Source organism: Pseudomonas sp. R4-39-08, from assembly GCF_003852275.1.
Taxonomy (GTDB): domain Bacteria; phylum Pseudomonadota; class Gammaproteobacteria; order Pseudomonadales; family Pseudomonadaceae; genus Aquipseudomonas.
Genome location: NZ_CP027733.1, coordinates 2350463 through 2368178 on the forward strand (window position 1 = coordinate 2350463; position 17716 = coordinate 2368178).

A 17716-nucleotide genomic window follows, 5' to 3' on the forward strand; every position below is an offset into this window, starting at 1 on the left:
TTGCTTGTGAATCGTCCGTTTCTTGTTGTGCAAATCAGCGACCTGCACCTTAAAGCTGGCGAGCGCCTGACGTATGGGGTGGTCGATACCTTGGGCGCGCTGCGCCGTGCCGTCGACCATTTGAACGCCAGCCATCCCCGGCCCGATATCGTGGTGATCAGCGGTGACCTGGTGGACTTCGGCCGCGCCGATGAATACGCCGTGCTGCACCCCGAACTCGCGCGCCTGCACATGCCGTGCTACCTGGTGCCCGGCAACCACGACACACGCGGTCCGTTGCTCGAAGCCTTCCGTGATCACGCCTATTTGCCGTCGTCGGCACAGGGGCCGCTGGACTGGGTGGTGGACGAGCATCCGCTGCGTTTGATCGGCCTGGACTCGACCATCCCCGGTGGCCATGGCGGGCAATTGCTGGACAGCCAGTTGCAGTGGCTGGACGCGCAACTGGCGCGACGCCCGGACGCGCCGACCTTGCTGATTCTGCACCACCCGCCGTTTATGAGCGGCATCGGCCATATGGACCGCGAACCGTTTATCAATGCCGCCGCCCTGGAAACAGTCGTGGCACGCCACCCGCAAGTGGAACGCCTGCTGTGTGGGCACCTGCACCGGCCGATGCAGCGACGCTTTGGTGGCAGCTTGAGCTGTGTGTGCCCCGGCACCTCCCATCAGATCGTGCTGGATTTGCAAGACGCCGCGCCCGCCCATTTCAACCTGGAGCCGGCGGGGTATCTGCTGCATCGCTGGGACGCGCAACAGGGGTTGGTCAGCCACAACGGCGTGTTCGGGGATTACCCCGGGCCGTATCCGTTCTATGACGCTCATGGGTTGATTGACTGATCCGATTGACCGCAGTCTAAACATGAGTGGAACTTGTGATCATCTAAAATAAAATGAGTTTGTCTCACTATAAGCATCTGCCGACAATGGCTGCCATTGAATACCTACAGTGGAGTTGTAAGTCATGGCAGTCGCTCATTCCCTCGGATTCCCGCGCATTGGACGCGATCGTGAACTGAAGAAAGCGCAGGAAGCGTTCTGGAAGGGCGAACTCGACGAGGCCGGCCTGCGTGCCGTGGGCCGCGACTTGCGCAGGGCTCACTGGGCGCTGCAAAAACAAGCGGGCATTGAGCTGCTGCCCGCAGGTGATTTCGCCTGGTACGACCAGGTGCTGACCCACTCGCTGATGTTTGGCGTAGTCCCCGAGCGGTTCCGCCCAGCCGATGGTCAGGCCACGTTGCAGACGCTGTTCGGCATGGCCCGTGGCGTCAGCGATAACTGCTGCGGCTTTGCTCACGCCCAGGAAATGACCAAGTGGTTCGATACCAACTATCACTACCTGGTGCCGGAGTTCAGCGTCGACCAGCAATTCCACCTGGGGTGGAAACAGTTGTTCGAAGAAGTCCAGGAAGCGCGCGACCTCGGGCACAACGTCAAGCCGGTCGTCATCGGCCCGCTGACCTACCTGTGGCTAGGCAAGGCCAAGGGCGCTGATTTTGACAAGCTCGAGCTGCTCGACCGCCTGCTGCCGCTGTATGGTCAGATTTTCCAGCGCCTGGCCGAGCTGGGCGTGGAGTGGGTGCAGATCGACGAGCCGATCCTGGTGCTCGACCTGCCGCAGGCCTGGAAGAATGCCTTTGAGCGCGCCTATAACCTGATCCAGCGCGATCCGCTGAAAAAGCTGGTCGCCACCTACTTTGGCGGGCTGGAGAAAAACCTCGGCCTGGCCGCCAACCTGCCGGTCGATGGGCTGCACATCGACCTGGTGCGGGCGCCGGAGCAATACCCGACCATTCTCGATCGCCTGCCGGCGTACAAGGTGCTGTCCCTGGGCGTGGTCGATGGCCGCAACCTAGGGCGCTGCGACTTGGAAAAAGCCCTGGCGACCTTGCAGCGCGCCCACGAAAAACTGGGCGATCGTTTGTGGGTGGCGCCGTCTTGCCCGCTGCTGTACAGCCCGGTGGGCCCGGAGCGTGACGACCGGCTGAACGTCGGGCCGGGCAGTTGGCTGACCTGCGCCTTGCAAACGTGCGCGCAAGTCGCAGCGCTGGCCCAGGCCGTCGACCCTCCTCAGATGCCAAGCGCCTGCGGAGCTGGGTTGACGGCGAAAACTGCGCGGCTGGCGTTCGCGTAGTAGGTCATACTGGCACCCATGACTTTCGACTCGCCGCTCGCCGCTTATCAAGATGCCATCGCCCAGCAGGGTTTCGTGCCGGACGACGCCCAGCACGCGGCGGTGCAGGCCTTGCAAACCTGTCACCAGGCCTTGCACCAAGGCCATTCGCCGATCGCCGGCGTTTACCTGTGGGGGCCGGTGGGGCGCGGCAAGACCTGGTTGATGGACCAGTTCTTTCAAAGCCTGCGCGTGCCGGCGCGGCGTCAGCATTTTCATCACTTCATGGGCTGGGTACACCAGCGCTCGTTCCAGCTCAGCGGTATCAAGGACCCGCTGCAGGCGTTGGCGCGGGAACTGAGCCGGGACGTGCGCGTGCTGTGTTTCGATGAGTTGTTCGTCAATGACATCGGTGACGCGATCATTCTCGGCCGCCTGTTCCAGGTGATGTTCGAGGAGGGCGTAGTGATGGTCTGCACCTCCAATCAACCGCCTGAGCAGCTGTACGCCGAGGGTTTCAACCGTGAACGGTTCCTGCCGGGGATCGCGGCGATCAAGCAGCATATGCAGGTGGTGGCGGTGGACGGTGGCGAGGATCATCGCTTGCACGCCGGTGTGGGCCTGCAGCGCTACTGGGTGAATCAGCCTGAGGCACTGGCCACGGTGTTCAAGCAACTGAGTGCGGGGCAAACGGTCAGTGAGGGGAGGGTGGTGAACGTGGGCCATCGCACGATGACGGCGGTGCAGGCCAGTGACACGGTGCTGTGGTGTCGCTACGCCGAGCTTTGCGAACAGCCGCTGGCCGCGATGGATTTCATGCTGCTGTGTGATCGCTTCAAGGCCATCCTGTTGGCGCAAGTGCCCAATCTCAGTGCACCGCAGCGCCCGGGGCGGATTGCCCGTGGCACCGAAGACGGGGCCGAGCGCGTTGTCGCAGGGGACCGTCACTTGCCGCAGCTGTCGGTGCACGATGACAGCGTGCGACGCTTTATCGCGCTGGTGGATGAATGTTACGACCGCAAGGTGCCGTTGTTCATCGAGGCTCAGGTGCCGCTGGAGCGTCTGTATACCGAAGGCTACCTGGCGTTTCCTTTTCGTCGCACCTTGAGCCGCTTGCGAGAAATGCAGCTGCAGCGCTTCGGCGCCTGACCTCGGCCAGGGCTTTGGATGCCTGCAACCTGGGCGTTTTCTGTCAGGCATTTGTCGTTAATCTCCTTCATCTGCTGCTGACTCCATGCCTACAATCACCCCTCTCAAAGGGATTCGATTCCCTGGTTGTCGTTATCGAGGACGGAAATGGACACCCCTGACATCCTGGTGCTGCAAGCCAGCTACACCAACGCCGTGCACGCCGACGCCATCGGCTCGTTGCTCAACCACTATGCTGAAGATCCAATGGGCGGCGGGCACACCTTGCAAGCCGACCTGTTGCAGCAATTGCCTGGGGAACTGGCCAAGCGCCCCTATGCGTTCAGTGTGCTGGCGTTTGTCGGGGGTGAGCCAGCCGGGCTGGTCAATTGCTTCGAGGGCTTCTCGACATTCGCTTGTCGGCCCTTGGTCAACGTTCATGATGTGGTGGTGGCGAAACAGTTTCGTGGCTTGGGATTGAGCCAGAAGATGCTGCAAAAGGTCGAGGAAATCGCCCGGCAGCGTGGCTGCTGCAAAATCACCCTGGAAGTGCTTGAAGGCAATGAGTTGGCACAGTCGGCGTATCGCAAGTTCGGTTTCGACGATTCGGTTTTTGATCCTGCCCATGGCCGTATGTTGTTCTGGAGCAAGGCGCTGTAATAAAAACAGGATAAAAAAAGGCGCCATTGAATGGCGCCTGATAAACCTTTGCCAAGGGAGCGGAATGGCAGAGGGGTGGTGCGGATTAACTCAATATTAATTAACTATTGGGTTGTGCTGTTTCGGCAGTGGTGGCTTTAACCGGTTTACCATCGGCGGACGCAACTTGTTGTTCAGCCTTGCCGTGGGTTTTTTCCTGAATGAAGCTGAAGTTGTTGTAGAACTCTTTCGAGCGCTCTGAGCCGCCTTCTGCAAAGGCGGCGGCAGAGGTCAGGGTCATCAGGCTGGCGAGCATCAAGGTCGAAAGTTTCATGGCGGTATTCCCATTTAGATTGATAGGTGATCGGTCACTCCCTGATCTGATCGTGGGGCGACTATGGCGTTATCCTATTAAGTGGGAATTAACGAAGTTCACCTGCGAAGTTGACAATTTTGTTAACTTCGCCAGGGGCCGTTATAGCCGCCAGTCAAGTGCCAGCGTGACCGAACGTGGATCGCCCCAATACACGCCGTTATAAAAGCCAACGCGTTCGTAATATTTCTTATCAAATAGATTGTTGACATTAACCGACGCCGTAACATGTTCATCGAACTGGTAGCGCGACATCAGGTTGACCACGGTGTAGCCCTGTTGCGTGATTTTCTCCCGCGTGGTTATCGGTCTGCCTTCGCTGTTGCGCGCCCCCGTGGGGCGGTCGCCGAAGTCATACATCTCGCTCTGCCAACTCACCGCGCCGCCCACGGTAAGGTTGCGCCAGGCCCCCGGCAGGCGGTAAGCGCTGGATAACTTCAACAGGTTCAACGGCTGGCCGGTGTTGTTGCGTGTGCCTGCACCATTCACCGAATGGGTGTAGGTGTAGCCCGCAGTCAGGTTCCAGTCCGGGGTGATTTCCCCCGCCGCTTCCAGCTCGAAGCCCTTCACCTTGTTGCCCTTGCCGCCGGACTTGTAGTACTCCTCGCCGGTGGCCGGGTTGCGCGGCACCGAGTCGTCCCGCTCGGCGACGTTGTCCTGGGTGCTCCAGAAATACGCGGCGGCCAGGTTCAGACGCTCGTCGAGTACGCTGCCCTTGAGCCCCACCTCATAGTTGCTGCCCACCACCGGTTCCAGGTATTTCTTGTTGGCATCACGCGCATCCTGCGGCTTGAAAATGTCGGTGTAGCTCGCGTAGACGGTGTATTGCGGCGTGATGTCGTAAAGCAGCCCGGCGTAGGGCGTCCACATGTCGTTATGGGTTTGCCCGGTTTTGCCGGACGCGGTCAGTTGATCGTTGGCGTCGTATTCGGGGGTAGCGCTTTGCAGCTCCCAACTGCCGTAGCGACTGCCGAGTACGGCGTGCAAACGTTCGGTCAGGCTCAGTCGAGTCGCGAGGTAACCGGCTTTCTGTTGTTTCTTGCTGTGTTCACCCTTGAGGTCGGTGACGTCATCGCTGAACTTGCCGATGCCGCCCATGTGTTTCCAGTCCTCGATGGAGTAGTAGCTGGAGGGCAGCTTGCTGCGCATGAAGGGCGAACTGTCGCGCTGCGCCGCCTCGCCATAACCCATCATCAGCGCGTGTTCACGGCCCAGCAGCGCGTAGCTGCCGGCCAGGTTGAGGTCGATGGCTTCCATTCTCGAGGTGCCGCGCATATGGCTGGCCCAGGCCGTCATGCCGCTGCGGTCGGCATTGGGGAACCCCGCGCCGCCGTAATACACCTTGCCATCGGTATCGCTCTGGCGATGGGTGTAGGCCGCCTTCAGGTGCCAGTCGCCGCCCAGCCGATGATCGAGGGTGGCGAAGGTGGTTTTGTCGGTCAGTGGCCAGGAACTCCAGTGCGCCGCCATATTGGTGGAGCGCGACAGTCCGGCCTTGCCGCCCTGGCTGTTCCAGTACGGCACGGTGCCCCAGGAGGTGCCTTGTACCTGCTTGTCCTGGTAATCAAAGCCTACGGCCAGCACGGTGTCGTCGGAAAGGTCGCCTTCGAGAATGCCGTAGCCGACCGCGCGCTGCAGGGCATAGTTGTCGCGAAAGGATTTGCTGTCACGGTAGGCCAGAACGCTGCGCCCGCGCAGTTTGCCATCGACGGCCAGCGGGCCGCCGACGTCGAGGTAGCTGTAGTAGTTGTCATGGGTAGCGCCGCTGATCCCGGTTTGCGCCTGCCATTGGGCAGTAGGGCGCTTGCGTACCATGTTGACGGTGGCCGAGGGGTCGCCCGCGCCGGTTGTCAGGCCGGTGGCGCCACGCACCACTTCGATACGGTCGTAGATGATGGTGTCGGCGTCGCTCTTCATGTAGCCGAAGGTGTTGAGCATTCCGTCAATCTGGAAGTTGTTGATGCCGTAACCACGGGCGGTATAGGACACGCGGTCCGAATCGTTGTGCTGGACGTTGACGCCGGTGGTCTGGCGCAGCACGTCGGTCAGCGTGTTGAGGTTGAAGTCGTCCATCTGCTGGCGCGTGATCACCGAGATCGATTGCGGGGTTTCCTTGATCGACAGGTTCAGGCGGGTGGCGGTGCTCATGGAGCCGGTGGTGTAGGCGCCGGTGTGTTCGGTGGTCGCACCCAGGCCTTCGGCGGTGACCGTGGTGGCGCCCAGTTCGAGAGCGTTGGCGGGGGCGTGTTCGGGATCGGTTTCGGCCAGCAGTTCAGGGCTCAGCGCAAGGCTGAACAGGCCAAGGGTAAAGGTGATGGAACGGGTAAACGGCGCGAGCATCGCGGCAAACTCCTTGTCGTCTTTGAGACCGCCCCGGATGGGGTGGGCATGGCTCAAAGACGAAAGGAGGCGCGGATCTTTAGGTTTAAACGAGAATGATTGTTATCTTCTTGTTACGAGCCGCTGGTTACTTGGCTACCACGTCGGTGCTGTCGGCCTTTTTCGGCTTGATCAGACTGAAGTCAATCAACGCCTTTTGCTTGGTCTCGTAAGGGTTGCCGATCAGCAAAGGGCGCGGCTTGAAGCTGTCGCTGACCAGGCTTTTGCTGCGGTCCAGTTCATCGAAACTCAAACCTGCCAGGTCCGCCCAGGTGTGGATCAACTGCGAACTGCTGTAAGGCCGTTGCAGGTCGCCAGCGAAGCTCCAATCGTGGCTTTCGCGCCACTTGGGCGAGGCGTAGGCCATGAAGGGAATGGTGTACATCGGCGCGGTCGGCTTGCCTTCGTTACGGCCCAGGGTGTCATGGCCGGCCGAGTCGAACACGTCTTCGCCGTGGTCCGACAGGTACAGCAGGAAGCCGTTGGGGTCGGTCTTGGCGTAGTCCTTGATCAGGCTCGACACCACGAAGTCGTTGTACAGCACCGCGTTGTCATAGCTGTTGTACGTCGGCAGCTGTGCATCGCTGACACCGGGCGGCACGCCCTGGCGGTCGGTGAACTTGTCGAACGACTGTGGATAACGGTACTGGTAGCTCATGTGCGTGCCCAGCAGATGCACCACGATGAACTTGCGCTCGGCGGTATCGGCCAGGGCCTTGGAAAACGGGGCCAGTACATCGCCGTCGTATTGACGGGCGTTCTGGTTCCGGTTGTTGTTGAGGTACACCTGCTCGTCGGCCTGTTCGGAAAAGGTCGTGAGCATGGTGTTGCGCTTGGTCATGGTTTGCTGGTTGGTGATCCAGAAGGTCTTGTAGCCGGCCTGTTTCATCACGCTGACGATCGACGGCGTCTTGAGGTACAGGTCCGGGTTTTCTTCGTCGGCGAAGGTCAGTACCTGCTGCAGCGCTTCGATGGTGTACGGGCGCGGTGTAATGACGTTGTCGAACACCGCCAGTTGGTCGCGCAGCTTGTCCAGTTCCGGCGTGGTGTTACGCGGGTAACCATACAGGCTCATGCGCTGGCGGTTGGTGGACTCGCCAATCACCAGCACCAGGGTGGACGGCTGGCCGGCCATGCTGTCCTTGAGGTTTTTCAGCGGTGGGATCTGGCTGGCACTGGTCAGCATGCCTTGCATATTGTCCAGTTGTTCGGTGTAGCGGCGGTAGGCGACGATCATCTGCCATGGCACGGCCGGTTCGATCCGGGTTTCGAAGCGGTCAATGGCCAGTTCCATGGTTTCGCTGGTGGCGATCTGCTTGACCAACGGGTAGCCGACCACGGCCAACACAATGGCGATTGCCGCCACGATCGACTGGCCGCGAGGCAAGTACACCGGGCGCAGGCGTGTCCACAGGAAAACCGCGAAGGCGGTGTGGGCGATGAATGCCAGCACGATCCACCAGGCAAAGTACTGGGTGGCGTATTCGCCCGCTTCAGAAATGTTCGACTCGAACATGATGAAGATGACGCTCTGGGAAAATTCCTGCTGGTAAATGAAGAAATAACCCAGGCTGGCCATGGAGCAGGCCCACAGTACTACGCCGATCAAGGCAGCGAGCAGGCGTGTTTGCCGGGGGAACAGCAACATCGGCGCCAGCCACAGCGCACTCATGAAGAACGCCTGGCGGAAACCGCTGAAGCCGGACGTGCCCGTCAGTTGGATAAGAAGTTGGGTAATCCCAGAGAAATACCAGAAAAACAGGAATAACCAGCCAAGGCCGGCCCAATCAAAGCCTTTCGCAGTCGTCGTGCTGCGTTTGAACATCGCCATCCAGCGCCCCATCAGAAAATAATCGTCGCGCACAGGCGCGCGACATCGGGCCGCCCAGAAAGTGAGCGGCATCGCGGGCGGGAGTATCGGGATAAGTGTGTGAAAACTTTGTGAGTTTTCTGTAGGTATTGCCTTACAGGCTCGCCAGGGCGGGTCAGCAGAGCGCGGGCTTGGCGCCGGACGGCAGTTCAAGCTGGGCCTGCAGATGTGAACGCAGACGCAGGACTTCCTGTTGCAACTGATCGCGCTCGTCCTTCAACTGGCGCAATTCATCGCGGCGGATGCTGACGTAGAGGGTCTGAGGCGGTCGGGTCATCTGTGCTGTGCTCATTGCTTACCTCGCAAATAGCGGTCAACGGCGCTGCCGAATCGGTTCGCGGCAACAGTCGGAGGTAAGTCTGAATTCTTTTTCACACCAAGGGAACTTTTTTATTTTTGGTGGTCGTGTGACTTTTCCAGGAGTGATGGTGAAATGATGGCAACTTTTTTGCCATGAAACTACACGGATCCGCTCTGGACTAACCCTCATTAGCCTCATTGCGCTATAAACTATGTCACACATTTTTTTGCAGTTAGGAGCATCAGCACATGCAACTGGGGATTATCGGACTAGGCCGCATGGGCGGTAATATTGCGCGGCGCCTGATGCTCAATGGGCATTCCACCGTTGTTTATGACCGTAATGAAGCATTCGTAAAGGGCTTGAGCGAGGAGGGCGCCACTGGCGTCGCCGGGCTGGAGGCCCTGGTGGCCGGCCTGCAAAAGCCGCGCGCGGTATGGGTAATGCTGCCGGCGGGCGCGCCGACCGAAGACACCATCAATGAACTCAGTGAGCTGCTGGAAAGCGGTGACGTGATCATCGACGGCGGCAATACCAATTACAAGGACGACGTGCGTCGCGGCAAGGCCCTGGCGGAAAAGGGCCTGCACTATGTTGACGTCGGCACTTCGGGCGGTGTCTGGGGCCTGGAACGTGGCTACTGCATGATGATCGGCGGCGACGTTGAAACCGTGCAGCGCCTCGACCCGATCTTCAAGAGCCTCGCTCCCGGTATCGGCAGTATCCCTCGCACCAAGGACCGTTCGGCTTCTGCCGACCCGCGTGCCGAGCAGGGTTATATCCATGCTGGCCCAGCGGGCTCCGGTCACTTCGTCAAGATGATCCATAACGGCATTGAATACGGAATGATGCAGGCGTTTGCCGAAGGTTTTGACATCCTCAAGACCAAGAACTCGGAAAACCTGCCTGAAGATCAGCGCTTCGACCTGAACGTGGCCGACATCGCCGAAGTCTGGCGCCGTGGCAGCGTGGTGTCGTCGTGGCTGCTGGACCTGACCGCCGATGCCCTGGCCACCGACCCGAAACTCGACGGCTACTCCGGCTCCGTGGCCGACAGTGGCGAAGGCCGCTGGACCATCGAAGCGGCCATGGAGCAAGCGGTGCCGGTACCGGTGCTGTCCACCTCGCTGTTCGCCCGTTTCCGTTCGCGCCAGCAGAGCACCTACGGTGACAAAATGCTCTCGGCCATGCGCTTCGGCTTTGGCGGCCACGTGGAGACTTCCAAAAAATGACCGCCAACGGCAAGAAACCCAAGGCCGAACCCGCTCCACCCACTACATTGTTCCTGTTTGGCGCCCATGGCGACCTGGTCAAGCGCCTGCTGATGCCGGCGCTGTACAACCTGAGCCGCGACGGGTTGCTGGGCGATGGCCTGCGTATCGTGGGCGTTGATCACAACGCCGTCAGCGACGCTGACTTTGCCAAGAAGCTCGAGGATTTCATTCGCACCGAGGCGGCCAGCAAAGTCCGGGGTAATGCCGACAATGCGCTGGACCCACACCTGTGGGCCCAGTTGGCCAAAGGCATCAGCTACGTCGAGGGCGACTTCCTCGACGACAGCACCTACGCGGATATCGCGCAGAAAATTGCCGACAGCGGCACCGCCAATGCCGTGTTCTACCTCGCGACCGCACCGCGCTTCTTCAGTGAAGTGGTGCAACGCCTGGGCAGCGCCGGGTTGCTCAATGAAACCGAGGAGGGCTTTCGCCGCGTGGTCATCGAGAAACCGTTCGGTTCCGACCTGGCCTCCGCCGAAGCCTTGAATGCGTGCCTGCTCAAGGTGATGAGCGAGAAACAGATCTATCGCATCGACCATTACCTGGGCAAGGAAACGGTGCAGAACATCCTGATCAGCCGTTTTTCCAACGTGCTGTTCGAAGCGTTCTGGAACAATCACTACATCGATCATGTGCAAATCACCGCTGCGGAAACGGTCGGCGTGGAAACCCGCGGCAGTTTCTTCGAAAAAACCGGCACCCTGCGAGATATGGTGCCCAACCACCTGTTCCAGTTGCTGGCCATGGTTGCCATGGAACCGCCTGCAGCCTTCGGTGCCGACGCGGTGCGCGGGGAGAAGGCCAAGGTGGTGGGGGCAATCCGCCCCTGGTCCCTGGAAGATGCGCGGGCCAATTCCGTTCGCGGCCAGTACACCGCCGGTGAAATCGCCGGCAAGTCGCTGCCGGGTTACCGTGAAGAAGCCAACGTCGCGCCCGACAGCAGCACCGAGACCTTCGTTGCGCTGAAGGTGATGATCGACAACTGGCGCTGGGTCGGCGTGCCGTTCTACTTGCGTACCGGCAAACGCATGAGCATCCGCGACACCGAGATCGTGATCTGCTTCAAGCAGGCGCCTTACGCGCAATTTCGCGACACCGAGGTCGATGAGCTCAAGCCTACTTACCTGAAGATCCAGATCCAGCCGAACGAAGGCATGTGGTTCGACCTGCTGGCGAAAAAGCCTGGGCCGACCCTGGAGATGGCCAATATCGAACTGGGCTTCGACTACAAGGACTTCTTCGAGATGCAACCCTCGACCGGTTACGAGACGCTGATCTACGACTGCATGACCGGCGACCAGACTTTGTTCCAGCGCGCCGACAACATCGAGAACGGCTGGCGCGCCGTGCAGCCGTTCCTGGATGCCTGGAAAGAAGATGATGGTATCCAGACCTACAAGGCTGGCGAAGATGGCCCGGCGGCGGCTGACACCTTGCTGGCCCGTGATGGCCGCACCTGGCACAGCCTCGGATGAGTGATGCAGCGATTCATCCCATCCGCTTTATCCTCAGTGACGTGGACGGCACGTTGCTGCACCCGGATCACAGCCTGAGCCAGCGCACCGCCGATGCGGTGCGCGCGCTGCGTGAGGCCGGGGTGTTTTTCAGCCTGGCCAGCGGGCGACCACCCAAGGCCATGCTGCATTTGATCGAGACCTTCGGTATCGACGTGCCGGTGGCGGGCTTCAATGGCGGTACCTTGATCAACCCGGATGGCAGCATCCTGGTGGCCCACCATCTGCCGGCGGAAGCAGCCCTGGTGACGTTGGCGCTGTTTTCCGCTGAGCCGGACGTGGAAGTGTGGGTGTTCGCCGACGGCGATTGGCTGCGTCGTGACCCGCCAGGACCGATGGTGCAGCGCGAAGCCGATGGCCTGGGGTACGGGCCGGTGGTGGTCGAGAGTTTCGAGCCGTACCTGGATCGGGTCGACAAGATCGTCGCCGCCAGCAACAACACGCAATTGCTGGTGGAGCTGGAGGCGCAATTGCAGCCCAAGGTCCAGGGCTTGGCCCAGGTGTCGCGTTCGCAGCCGGTTTACCTGGATGTGACGGCGATGCTGGCCAATAAGGGCGAGGCCTTGAAGACCATTGCGGCGCACCTTGGGGTGCCGCTTGCGCAAACGGCGGCCATTGGTGACGGTGGCAACGACCCGGCGATGTTCCAGGTGGCCGGTTTATCGATCGCGATGGGCCAGGCGGAAGAAACCGTCAAGCGTCAGGCCAGCGTCGTCACCGGCAGTAATGTCGAAGACGGCGCTGCTGAAGCGTTCGAGCGATTTATGCTGACCGCGCGATAAGTAAGTCAAACTTCCGATCACGCGAGTGCAGTGATCGGAAGTTAACCTGTCGACTTACTTGGGCATTGCCCACTGTTGCAACTTGTAGCCATCTTTGTCGAGCTCGGCACGCGCCTGCAACAACAGGTTTTCCAGTTGCGCCGGGTCGGTGTAAGTGTTCGAGGACAGCTGTTTGCTGCCGATGCGGGTATTGGTGCGGTCGATGACGCTCAGGCTGAGGGCGCCATTGCCATCGTGCCAGGCCACGCACTGAAAGGGTTGGAAAGCGCGGTCTGCAATCAAAAGAGCTTCGTTGATGCGCAGCGGAGCGTTCATGTGGGTCGTCTCTCTCTATGCCCATTCAAGTGAGTACCGGCGGTTGGGCTGACCGTGCGGTGGGTTACTTGTACTGATGCGCGATGGTGGGGTACGGGTCACATGCTAGAGCAACAAATTTTAATGTTTCCTGACTAATGTCATGTAAGTCGCTGTTTTAAAAGCTCAACCCAGGCGTTAACAGTTCAAACATAGGTGGCGTTTTGCCCGCACTTATAGCGAATGGTTACAAAGGCTGCGTCAAAATTTTGCTAAGGTCCCTGTCAGTCATCACAAACAGTTGTTTCTAATAACGTTACTGTTCTGACGCCAAGGAATATTCATGATTGTATCCCCCGTCCAACGCCGCTTGCTGGTGGTCGACCCGTGTGCGGATTGCCATGGGTTGCTACCGGGCTTACGCACGGTCGGATGGGACGTGGACAGCTGTGCCCTGGAAGCGGTGGGAGATAGGTCCTGCGATGTCGGCCTGCTGCGGTTGCAGCCGTGTCATCTGGAGCGCCCCGAAGCGGTCAAGGAACTGATTGGCCGTAGCGGCACCGAGTGGATCGCGGTACTCAGCCAGGATGTATTGCGTCTGCAGAACGTCGGCGATTTCGTCTGCGAATGGTTCTTTGACTTCCACACCTTGCCGTTCGACGTGTCGCGGGTGCAGGTCACCCTGGGACGCGCCTTCGGCATGGCGCGTCTGCGCGGCAAGGGCAACACCCCCGTGGGTGGGCCTGGGCATGAGCTGCTGGGCGACAGCCGGCCCATTCGTGAACTGCGCAAGTTGTTGTCGAAGTTGGCGCCCACTGAATCCCCGGTACTGATTCGGGGCGACAGCGGCACCGGCAAGGAACTGGTGGCCAAAACCCTGCACCGGCAATCGCAGCGGCACGCCAAGCCGTTTGTGGCGATCAACTGTGGGGCGATTCCGGAACACCTGATCCAATCCGAACTCTTCGGTCATGAAAAGGGTGCCTTCACCGGAGCGCACCAGCGCAAGGTCGGACGCATCGAGGCCGCCCACGGTGGCACGCTGTTCCTCGATGAAATCGGCGACCTGCCGATGGAACTGCAAGCCAACCTGTTGCGCTTTCTCCAGGAGAAACAGATCGAGCGCGTCGGCGGCAGCCAGCCTATCCCGGTGGATGTGCGGGTGCTGGCGGCCACCCACGTAGACCTTGAGGCCGCCGTGGAAAAGGGCACTTTCCGCGAAGACCTGTATTACCGCCTGAACGTCCTGCAAGTGGTCACGGCCCCCTTGCGTGAACGCCATGGTGACGTGGCGATGCTGGCCAATCACTTTTCGCGCTTCTATAGCCAGGAAACCGGCCGCCGCCCGCGCAGCTTCAGCGAAGATGCATTGGTAGCGATGGGGCAGCACCTGTGGCCAGGCAATGTACGTGAGTTGGCCAACCGCGTGCGCCGTGGCCTGGTGTTGGCCGAAGGGCGCCAGATCGAAGCGGTTGATCTGGGACTGCAAGGCGAGCAGGCGGCTTCACTGCCGATGGCGACACTGGAAGATTACAAACACCGCGCCGAACGTCAGGCGTTGTGCGATGTGCTTCACCGGCACAGCGATAACCTGAGCGTCGCCGCCCGCGTGCTGGGCATTTCCCGGCCGACGTTCTACCGGTTGCTGCACAAACACCAGATTCGCTAGGGCCATCGGGGGCAAGCCCTAATGCCAGTCAGTTAAGGCGACACCGAACCTGTGGCGAGGGAGCTTGCTCCCGCTGGACTGCGCAGCAGTCCCATTGTTGGGGCCGCTTCGCGCCCCAGCGGGAGCAAGCTCCCTCGCCACAAGTTAATTCTCGCTCCTGCTACTTCTTAACTGACTGGCATTAGGGCAAGCCCCCTCTTATCAAACTTAAAATAACTCGCTGATTTTAAAGGATTAATTTTTCAGTTAAAAACTGAAATTTCACATTCAAAGATCGTTCCCACGCTCCTGCGTGGGATTGCAGCCCGTGACGCTCCGCGTCACCTGTGCGCAATCGCCGAAACTTGCAGCGCTTGGCGGGACGCGGAGCGTCCCAGGAGGCATTCCCACGCAGAGCGCGGGAACGATCACCTCAGCGCCAAGAATATTTGTAGGCGCCCCCAGTTTGCTGCGCGACAGCGCTACGTCGAAGAGGTAGTGGGGCCTCCCACATTTAAAAGCGCACGGCTCTCAATCAGAAGTAATACGGGAATTTCAGGCTGAAGGTAAAGTCCGGCGCATCATCGGTCATCCCGATCGCCAGGTTCGGCACGATGGTCAGGTTATCCGATGCGGCAATCGTCATGCCCACATTGAAGTAGCCGGCGTTGGCATCGCTGGAGACCACCGACTGCCAGTCGCCGCCGTCGGGCTTGAGTTTGCTTTTGCGCTGTATCAGGTCTGATACCGAGAACGACATACTCATCTTCTCGTTAAGCGCAAAGGCTACGCCGACGCCGAGCTGGAAGCTGTCACCCAGGCGCACCTTGCCGCCGACCTTTTGATTGACCTCACTGCTGATGTCATCGAACGAGTCTTCGAAGTTGTGGGTGTACGACAGCGAGCCGAACAGCACGGCAGGGTCGAAGGTCTTGACCAGGGAAATGCCCGGCGTGATCGACCAGACGCCGTTGCCCGTCGGCAGGCTTTCCGGTATGTACAGGTTGTCGTTGTTGGGCTGCTTGACCAGTTTGATGCCAAACGGCTCTTTACCCGTCGGCGCCTTCACCCGTACCGACACCACCGCATCCGGCAGGGTAGGGGTTTCATCGAGGAATTTGTACGCCACGCCGAAGTTGACGTCGCCGATGGTCGGGTCGCGGGTGACAGAACCTTCCGAGGTGGCCGTGGCATCGTTGCCGGCGCCGCCGGACTGATAGGTCGAATCGCGGTAGACCACCGGCACGTTGAGGTCGAACTGCCAGCGATTGTCGACGTTGTAGCGCCCGGTCAGGTCCAGGGTCCAACTATCGGATTTGATCCGGTCCAGGTTGATGTTGCCGAGGAAGATCGAGTCCAGCGCGAGGAAGCCGTTGAGGGTCAGCTGGCGAGCGTCATAACGGGCATAGGTAACGCCGGTTTCCAAGCTGAACTTGCCATTGCCGAAAAAGCCGCTGGCCTCGTTGTAGAGGTTGCTCACGCTTTGCGCGGGGGCGGAGTCGTCCTTGAGTGACTGGCCGTAGGAGCTGCCGCCACCGCCGGCACCACCCGATGCCGCAGCCGCGCCCGTGCCGGCGACGGTGGTAGCGCCTTTCTTGAAGTCGGCGGGGGATTTGGCCAGGCGCCTGGGCGCTGGCGCCTGCGGTTGATCTTCCACCTGGCGCACGCGTTGTTCCAGCACGGCCAGGGCCTTTTGCTGCACGTCGTAGCGTTGCTTGAGTTCCAGGAGTTCCCGCTTGAGGGTTTCGATATCGGCATCCGGTGCGGCATACAGCACGGATGCGGGCAAGAGCGTACTTAAACAGATCACCGCGCGGAGCGATATCGATCGATGCATGAAATAAGCCGTCCTTTTTGATGCGTAAGTGTCGAGGGTCAGCGTAGTTCAATAACCGAGCGTGCGTAGGCCTTTGAGTTGATCCAGGTTGCAGTTCAACGCGCCGTTGTTCAAACCGTTATTGTTCATCACGACGTTGAGTTGGGTCATGTTGTTGACGAAGTTGCTATTGCCGGTCAGAACCGTCCCTTGCAGCACATTCCCGCCGCCGATCTGCTGCAGGCTGTTGCCTTGGTTGTGGTTGGCCTGGATCGCCATTTGCAAGCCGCCATGGTTGGCCGACACGCTGACATGACCTGCCGGGCTGTCGCCGCTGACGGTGCCGCCGGCCACCAATACCTGCCCGGACTGCACAATGTTGGCAGGGGCAAAGCCGTCCTGGGTGACGTTGATGCCCACCGTGTTGTGGGCGGTGTTGCCATCGCCGGCGGTGCGCACGCTCTGGATCACACCCGGGCCACTGCCAAGGCCCGCGCCGCCGACCACATTGCCGGCGCCGATGTCCTGGTTGCTCCCAGCCCCCGCCGAGCCGGTGGTTTGTACGTAGAACTGCGGGGTGATGGTGGCCTTGTCGAGCTGCAGGCTGGCCTTGCCGGTGATGCTGTCGCCCACGGCATTGGTCCAGGTGCTGCTCATGACAATGCCGAAGCTGATGATTCGCCCCGGCATCACATAGCGGCCGCGCAGCTCGGCCATTTCCGAATCCTTGAGTTCGATCGGTTTGAAACCCGATGAAGCATAAGCGGGCATCGAGGCTGCCAGACACAAAACCGTCAGCCAACGGGAAGTGTTCATCTTTTGCTCCTGGAGCGTCCTGCTCCTTATTGCGCTTCTAGAAGAAGTCGCTCTGGATAAAACCGAAATCCATCAGCTCGGCGTCGCCTACGGGCCGGAACTCGTTCAACTGGTTCTTGGCGGTCAGTGGCGCAGGCGGGTCGAGCAACACGTTGCTCTTGTCGTAGCCTTCACCCAATACGGCGAACACGATGCCATTCCAACCCTTGACGAAGTCATCCCGCGAATAGCGCTTATGGCCCAGCACCGGATCGCCGATATACACCCAGTCCTTATCGGCCCGCTGCATCACCACGAAGTGCTTGTAGCCACGGATTTCCAGCAACACCACCACCGGGATTTTCACGGTTATCAGGGTGTCTGGCGCGATCTTGTAGCCCCGGGCACGCATGCCGATGCTTTCGAGGTAGCGCTTCATGTCCAGCATTGAAAAACCCTGGGTACGCACCAGGTCCTGATCGGCGGTGAGCAGCATGCCTTTGATGAGGTGATCTTCGTCGACGTCCAGCCAATAGGCCTGGCGCAGGATGGTGGCGAGTGCCGCGGCACCGCAGCTGAAATCGGTTTTCTGTTCCACCAGGTTGGCGAACCGGCGTTCACGGATGCTCTCGACCTTCTTGAAAATCACCGCACCGCCAGGCATGGCGGAGATCGCCATGGTGCCTGCCCACGCGGGGCCGGTGAGTAACATCAGGAGGGTGAGGGTCGCGAGGCGCATGATCGAATGACCTGTTGGACACTGGAATAAAAAGGGGCCTTGTTGCCA

General features: G+C 60.1%; 15 protein-coding genes and 1 pseudogene. 8 read left to right on the top strand and 8 right to left on the bottom strand.

Features of this window, described 5'->3' with window-relative positions:
- The first annotated feature begins 6 nt into the window (after positions 1-6).
- The 4 genes and pseudogenes from C4J88_RS10910 to C4J88_RS10925 all read left to right on the top strand — a co-directional run bounded on the left by C4J88_RS10910 (position 7) and on the right by C4J88_RS10925 (position 3901).
- Complete coding sequence (locus C4J88_RS10910; protein ID WP_124406902.1) at positions 7-840, top strand: phosphodiesterase; 834 nt, start codon at positions 7-9, stop codon at positions 838-840.
- 124 nt (positions 841-964) lie between these two features.
- A pseudogene (locus C4J88_RS10915) lies at positions 965-2095 on the top strand (5-methyltetrahydropteroyltriglutamate--homocysteine S-methyltransferase); the annotation flags it as partial.
- Positions 2096-2152: 57 nt separating this feature from the next.
- On the top strand, positions 2153-3262 hold the full coding sequence (zapE, locus tag C4J88_RS10920) for a cell division protein ZapE (protein ID WP_124406903.1): 1110 nt from the start codon (positions 2153-2155) through the stop codon (positions 3260-3262).
- 147 nt (positions 3263-3409) lie between these two features.
- The gene (locus C4J88_RS10925; RefSeq protein WP_124370349.1) at positions 3410-3901 is read left to right on the top strand and encodes a GNAT family N-acetyltransferase; all 492 of its coding nucleotides are present in this window, start codon (positions 3410-3412) and stop codon (positions 3899-3901) included.
- 100 nt (positions 3902-4001) lie between these two features.
- Here C4J88_RS10925 and C4J88_RS10930 read toward each other — a convergent pair whose 3' ends face one another.
- The 4 genes from C4J88_RS10930 to C4J88_RS27395 all read right to left on the bottom strand — a co-directional run bounded on the left by C4J88_RS10930 (position 4002) and on the right by C4J88_RS27395 (position 8794).
- Entirely contained in the window at positions 4002-4214 is a 213-nt protein-coding gene (locus C4J88_RS10930; RefSeq protein WP_124362381.1) for a hypothetical protein, read from the bottom strand.
- A 141-nt stretch (positions 4215-4355) separates the two neighbouring features.
- Positions 4356-6593 carry a TonB-dependent siderophore receptor gene (locus C4J88_RS10935; RefSeq protein ID WP_124406904.1) on the bottom strand — a complete coding sequence of 746 codons (2238 nt, stop codon included), beginning with the start codon at positions 6591-6593 and terminating at the stop codon, positions 4356-4358.
- A 127-nt stretch (positions 6594-6720) separates the two neighbouring features.
- The gene (locus tag C4J88_RS10940; protein ID WP_124366635.1) at positions 6721-8463 is read right to left on the bottom strand and encodes a phosphoethanolamine transferase CptA; all 1743 of its coding nucleotides are present in this window, start codon (positions 8461-8463) and stop codon (positions 6721-6723) included.
- A 154-nt stretch (positions 8464-8617) separates the two neighbouring features.
- Positions 8618-8794 carry a DUF6026 family protein gene (locus tag C4J88_RS27395; RefSeq protein WP_163003427.1) on the bottom strand — a complete coding sequence of 59 codons (177 nt, stop codon included), beginning with the start codon at positions 8792-8794 and terminating at the stop codon, positions 8618-8620.
- Between the two features lie 257 nt (positions 8795-9051).
- Between C4J88_RS27395 and gnd the strand changes: the two genes are divergently transcribed.
- The 3 genes from gnd to C4J88_RS10955 are packed head-to-tail and all read left to right on the top strand — an operon-like array spanning position 9052 to position 12376.
- On the top strand, positions 9052-10035 hold the full coding sequence (gene gnd / locus C4J88_RS10945; protein WP_124362384.1) for a phosphogluconate dehydrogenase (NAD(+)-dependent, decarboxylating): 984 nt from the start codon (positions 9052-9054) through the stop codon (positions 10033-10035).
- Positions 10032-11555 (top strand): glucose-6-phosphate dehydrogenase, encoded by a 1524-nt coding sequence (gene zwf, locus C4J88_RS10950; protein WP_124362385.1) that lies wholly within the window; start codon positions 10032-10034, stop codon positions 11553-11555. The genes gnd and zwf overlap by 4 nt, the downstream gene beginning before the upstream one ends.
- Positions 11552-12376, top strand: coding sequence for an HAD family hydrolase (locus C4J88_RS10955; protein ID WP_124362386.1), 825 nt, complete (start codon positions 11552-11554; stop codon positions 12374-12376). Before zwf ends, C4J88_RS10955 begins: the two co-directional genes overlap by 4 nt.
- Before the next feature lie 54 nt (positions 12377-12430).
- Here C4J88_RS10955 and C4J88_RS10960 read toward each other — a convergent pair whose 3' ends face one another.
- The gene (locus C4J88_RS10960) at positions 12431-12691 is read right to left on the bottom strand and encodes a hypothetical protein (protein ID WP_124362387.1); all 261 of its coding nucleotides are present in this window, start codon (positions 12689-12691) and stop codon (positions 12431-12433) included.
- A 322-nt stretch (positions 12692-13013) separates the two neighbouring features.
- On the opposite strand from C4J88_RS10960, the gene C4J88_RS10965 reads away from it, so the two are divergent.
- Entirely contained in the window at positions 13014-14339 is a 1326-nt protein-coding gene (locus C4J88_RS10965) for a sigma-54 dependent transcriptional regulator (protein WP_124406905.1), read from the top strand.
- Positions 14340-14853: 514 nt separating this feature from the next.
- Here the strand turns inward: C4J88_RS10965 and C4J88_RS10970 are convergent.
- The 3 genes from C4J88_RS10970 to C4J88_RS10980 are packed head-to-tail and all read right to left on the bottom strand — an operon-like array spanning position 14854 to position 17668.
- Positions 14854-16155 carry an autotransporter outer membrane beta-barrel domain-containing protein gene (locus tag C4J88_RS10970; RefSeq protein ID WP_124406906.1) on the bottom strand — a complete coding sequence of 434 codons (1302 nt, stop codon included), beginning with the start codon at positions 16153-16155 and terminating at the stop codon, positions 14854-14856.
- A 48-nt stretch (positions 16156-16203) separates the two neighbouring features.
- The gene (locus C4J88_RS10975; protein ID WP_124406907.1) at positions 16204-16950 is read right to left on the bottom strand and encodes a hypothetical protein; all 747 of its coding nucleotides are present in this window, start codon (positions 16948-16950) and stop codon (positions 16204-16206) included.
- A gap of 37 nt (positions 16951-16987) precedes the next feature.
- Positions 16988-17668, bottom strand: coding sequence for a C39 family peptidase (locus C4J88_RS10980; protein ID WP_124362391.1), 681 nt, complete (start codon positions 17666-17668; stop codon positions 16988-16990).
- Positions 17669-17716: the final 48 nt, after the last annotated feature.

Coding starts and splice junctions, on each gene's coding strand:
- C4J88_RS10970 (WP_124406906.1), bottom strand. CDS start 16,155: ATGCATCGATCGATATCGCTCCGCGCGGTGATCTGTTTAAGTACGCTC.
- C4J88_RS10975 (WP_124406907.1), bottom strand. CDS start 16,950: ATGAACACTTCCCGTTGGCTGACGGTTTTGTGTCTGGCAGCCTCGATG.
- C4J88_RS27395 (WP_163003427.1), bottom strand. CDS start 8,794: ATGAGCACAGCACAGATGACCCGACCGCCTCAGACCCTCTACGTCAGC.
- C4J88_RS10965 (WP_124406905.1), top strand. CDS start 13,014: ATGATTGTATCCCCCGTCCAACGCCGCTTGCTGGTGGTCGACCCGTGT.
- C4J88_RS10980 (WP_124362391.1), bottom strand. CDS start 17,668: ATGCGCCTCGCGACCCTCACCCTCCTGATGTTACTCACCGGCCCCGCG.
- C4J88_RS10955 (WP_124362386.1), top strand. CDS start 11,552: ATGAGTGATGCAGCGATTCATCCCATCCGCTTTATCCTCAGTGACGTG.
- C4J88_RS10935 (WP_124406904.1), bottom strand. CDS start 6,593: ATGCTCGCGCCGTTTACCCGTTCCATCACCTTTACCCTTGGCCTGTTC.
- C4J88_RS10930 (WP_124362381.1), bottom strand. CDS start 4,214: ATGAAACTTTCGACCTTGATGCTCGCCAGCCTGATGACCCTGACCTCT.
- C4J88_RS10940 (WP_124366635.1), bottom strand. CDS start 8,463: ATGGCGATGTTCAAACGCAGCACGACGACTGCGAAAGGCTTTGATTGG.
- zapE (WP_124406903.1), top strand. CDS start 2,153: ATGACTTTCGACTCGCCGCTCGCCGCTTATCAAGATGCCATCGCCCAG.
- zwf (WP_124362385.1), top strand. CDS start 10,032: ATGACCGCCAACGGCAAGAAACCCAAGGCCGAACCCGCTCCACCCACT.
- C4J88_RS10925 (WP_124370349.1), top strand. CDS start 3,410: ATGGACACCCCTGACATCCTGGTGCTGCAAGCCAGCTACACCAACGCC.
- C4J88_RS10960 (WP_124362387.1), bottom strand. CDS start 12,691: ATGAACGCTCCGCTGCGCATCAACGAAGCTCTTTTGATTGCAGACCGC.
- gnd (WP_124362384.1), top strand. CDS start 9,052: ATGCAACTGGGGATTATCGGACTAGGCCGCATGGGCGGTAATATTGCG.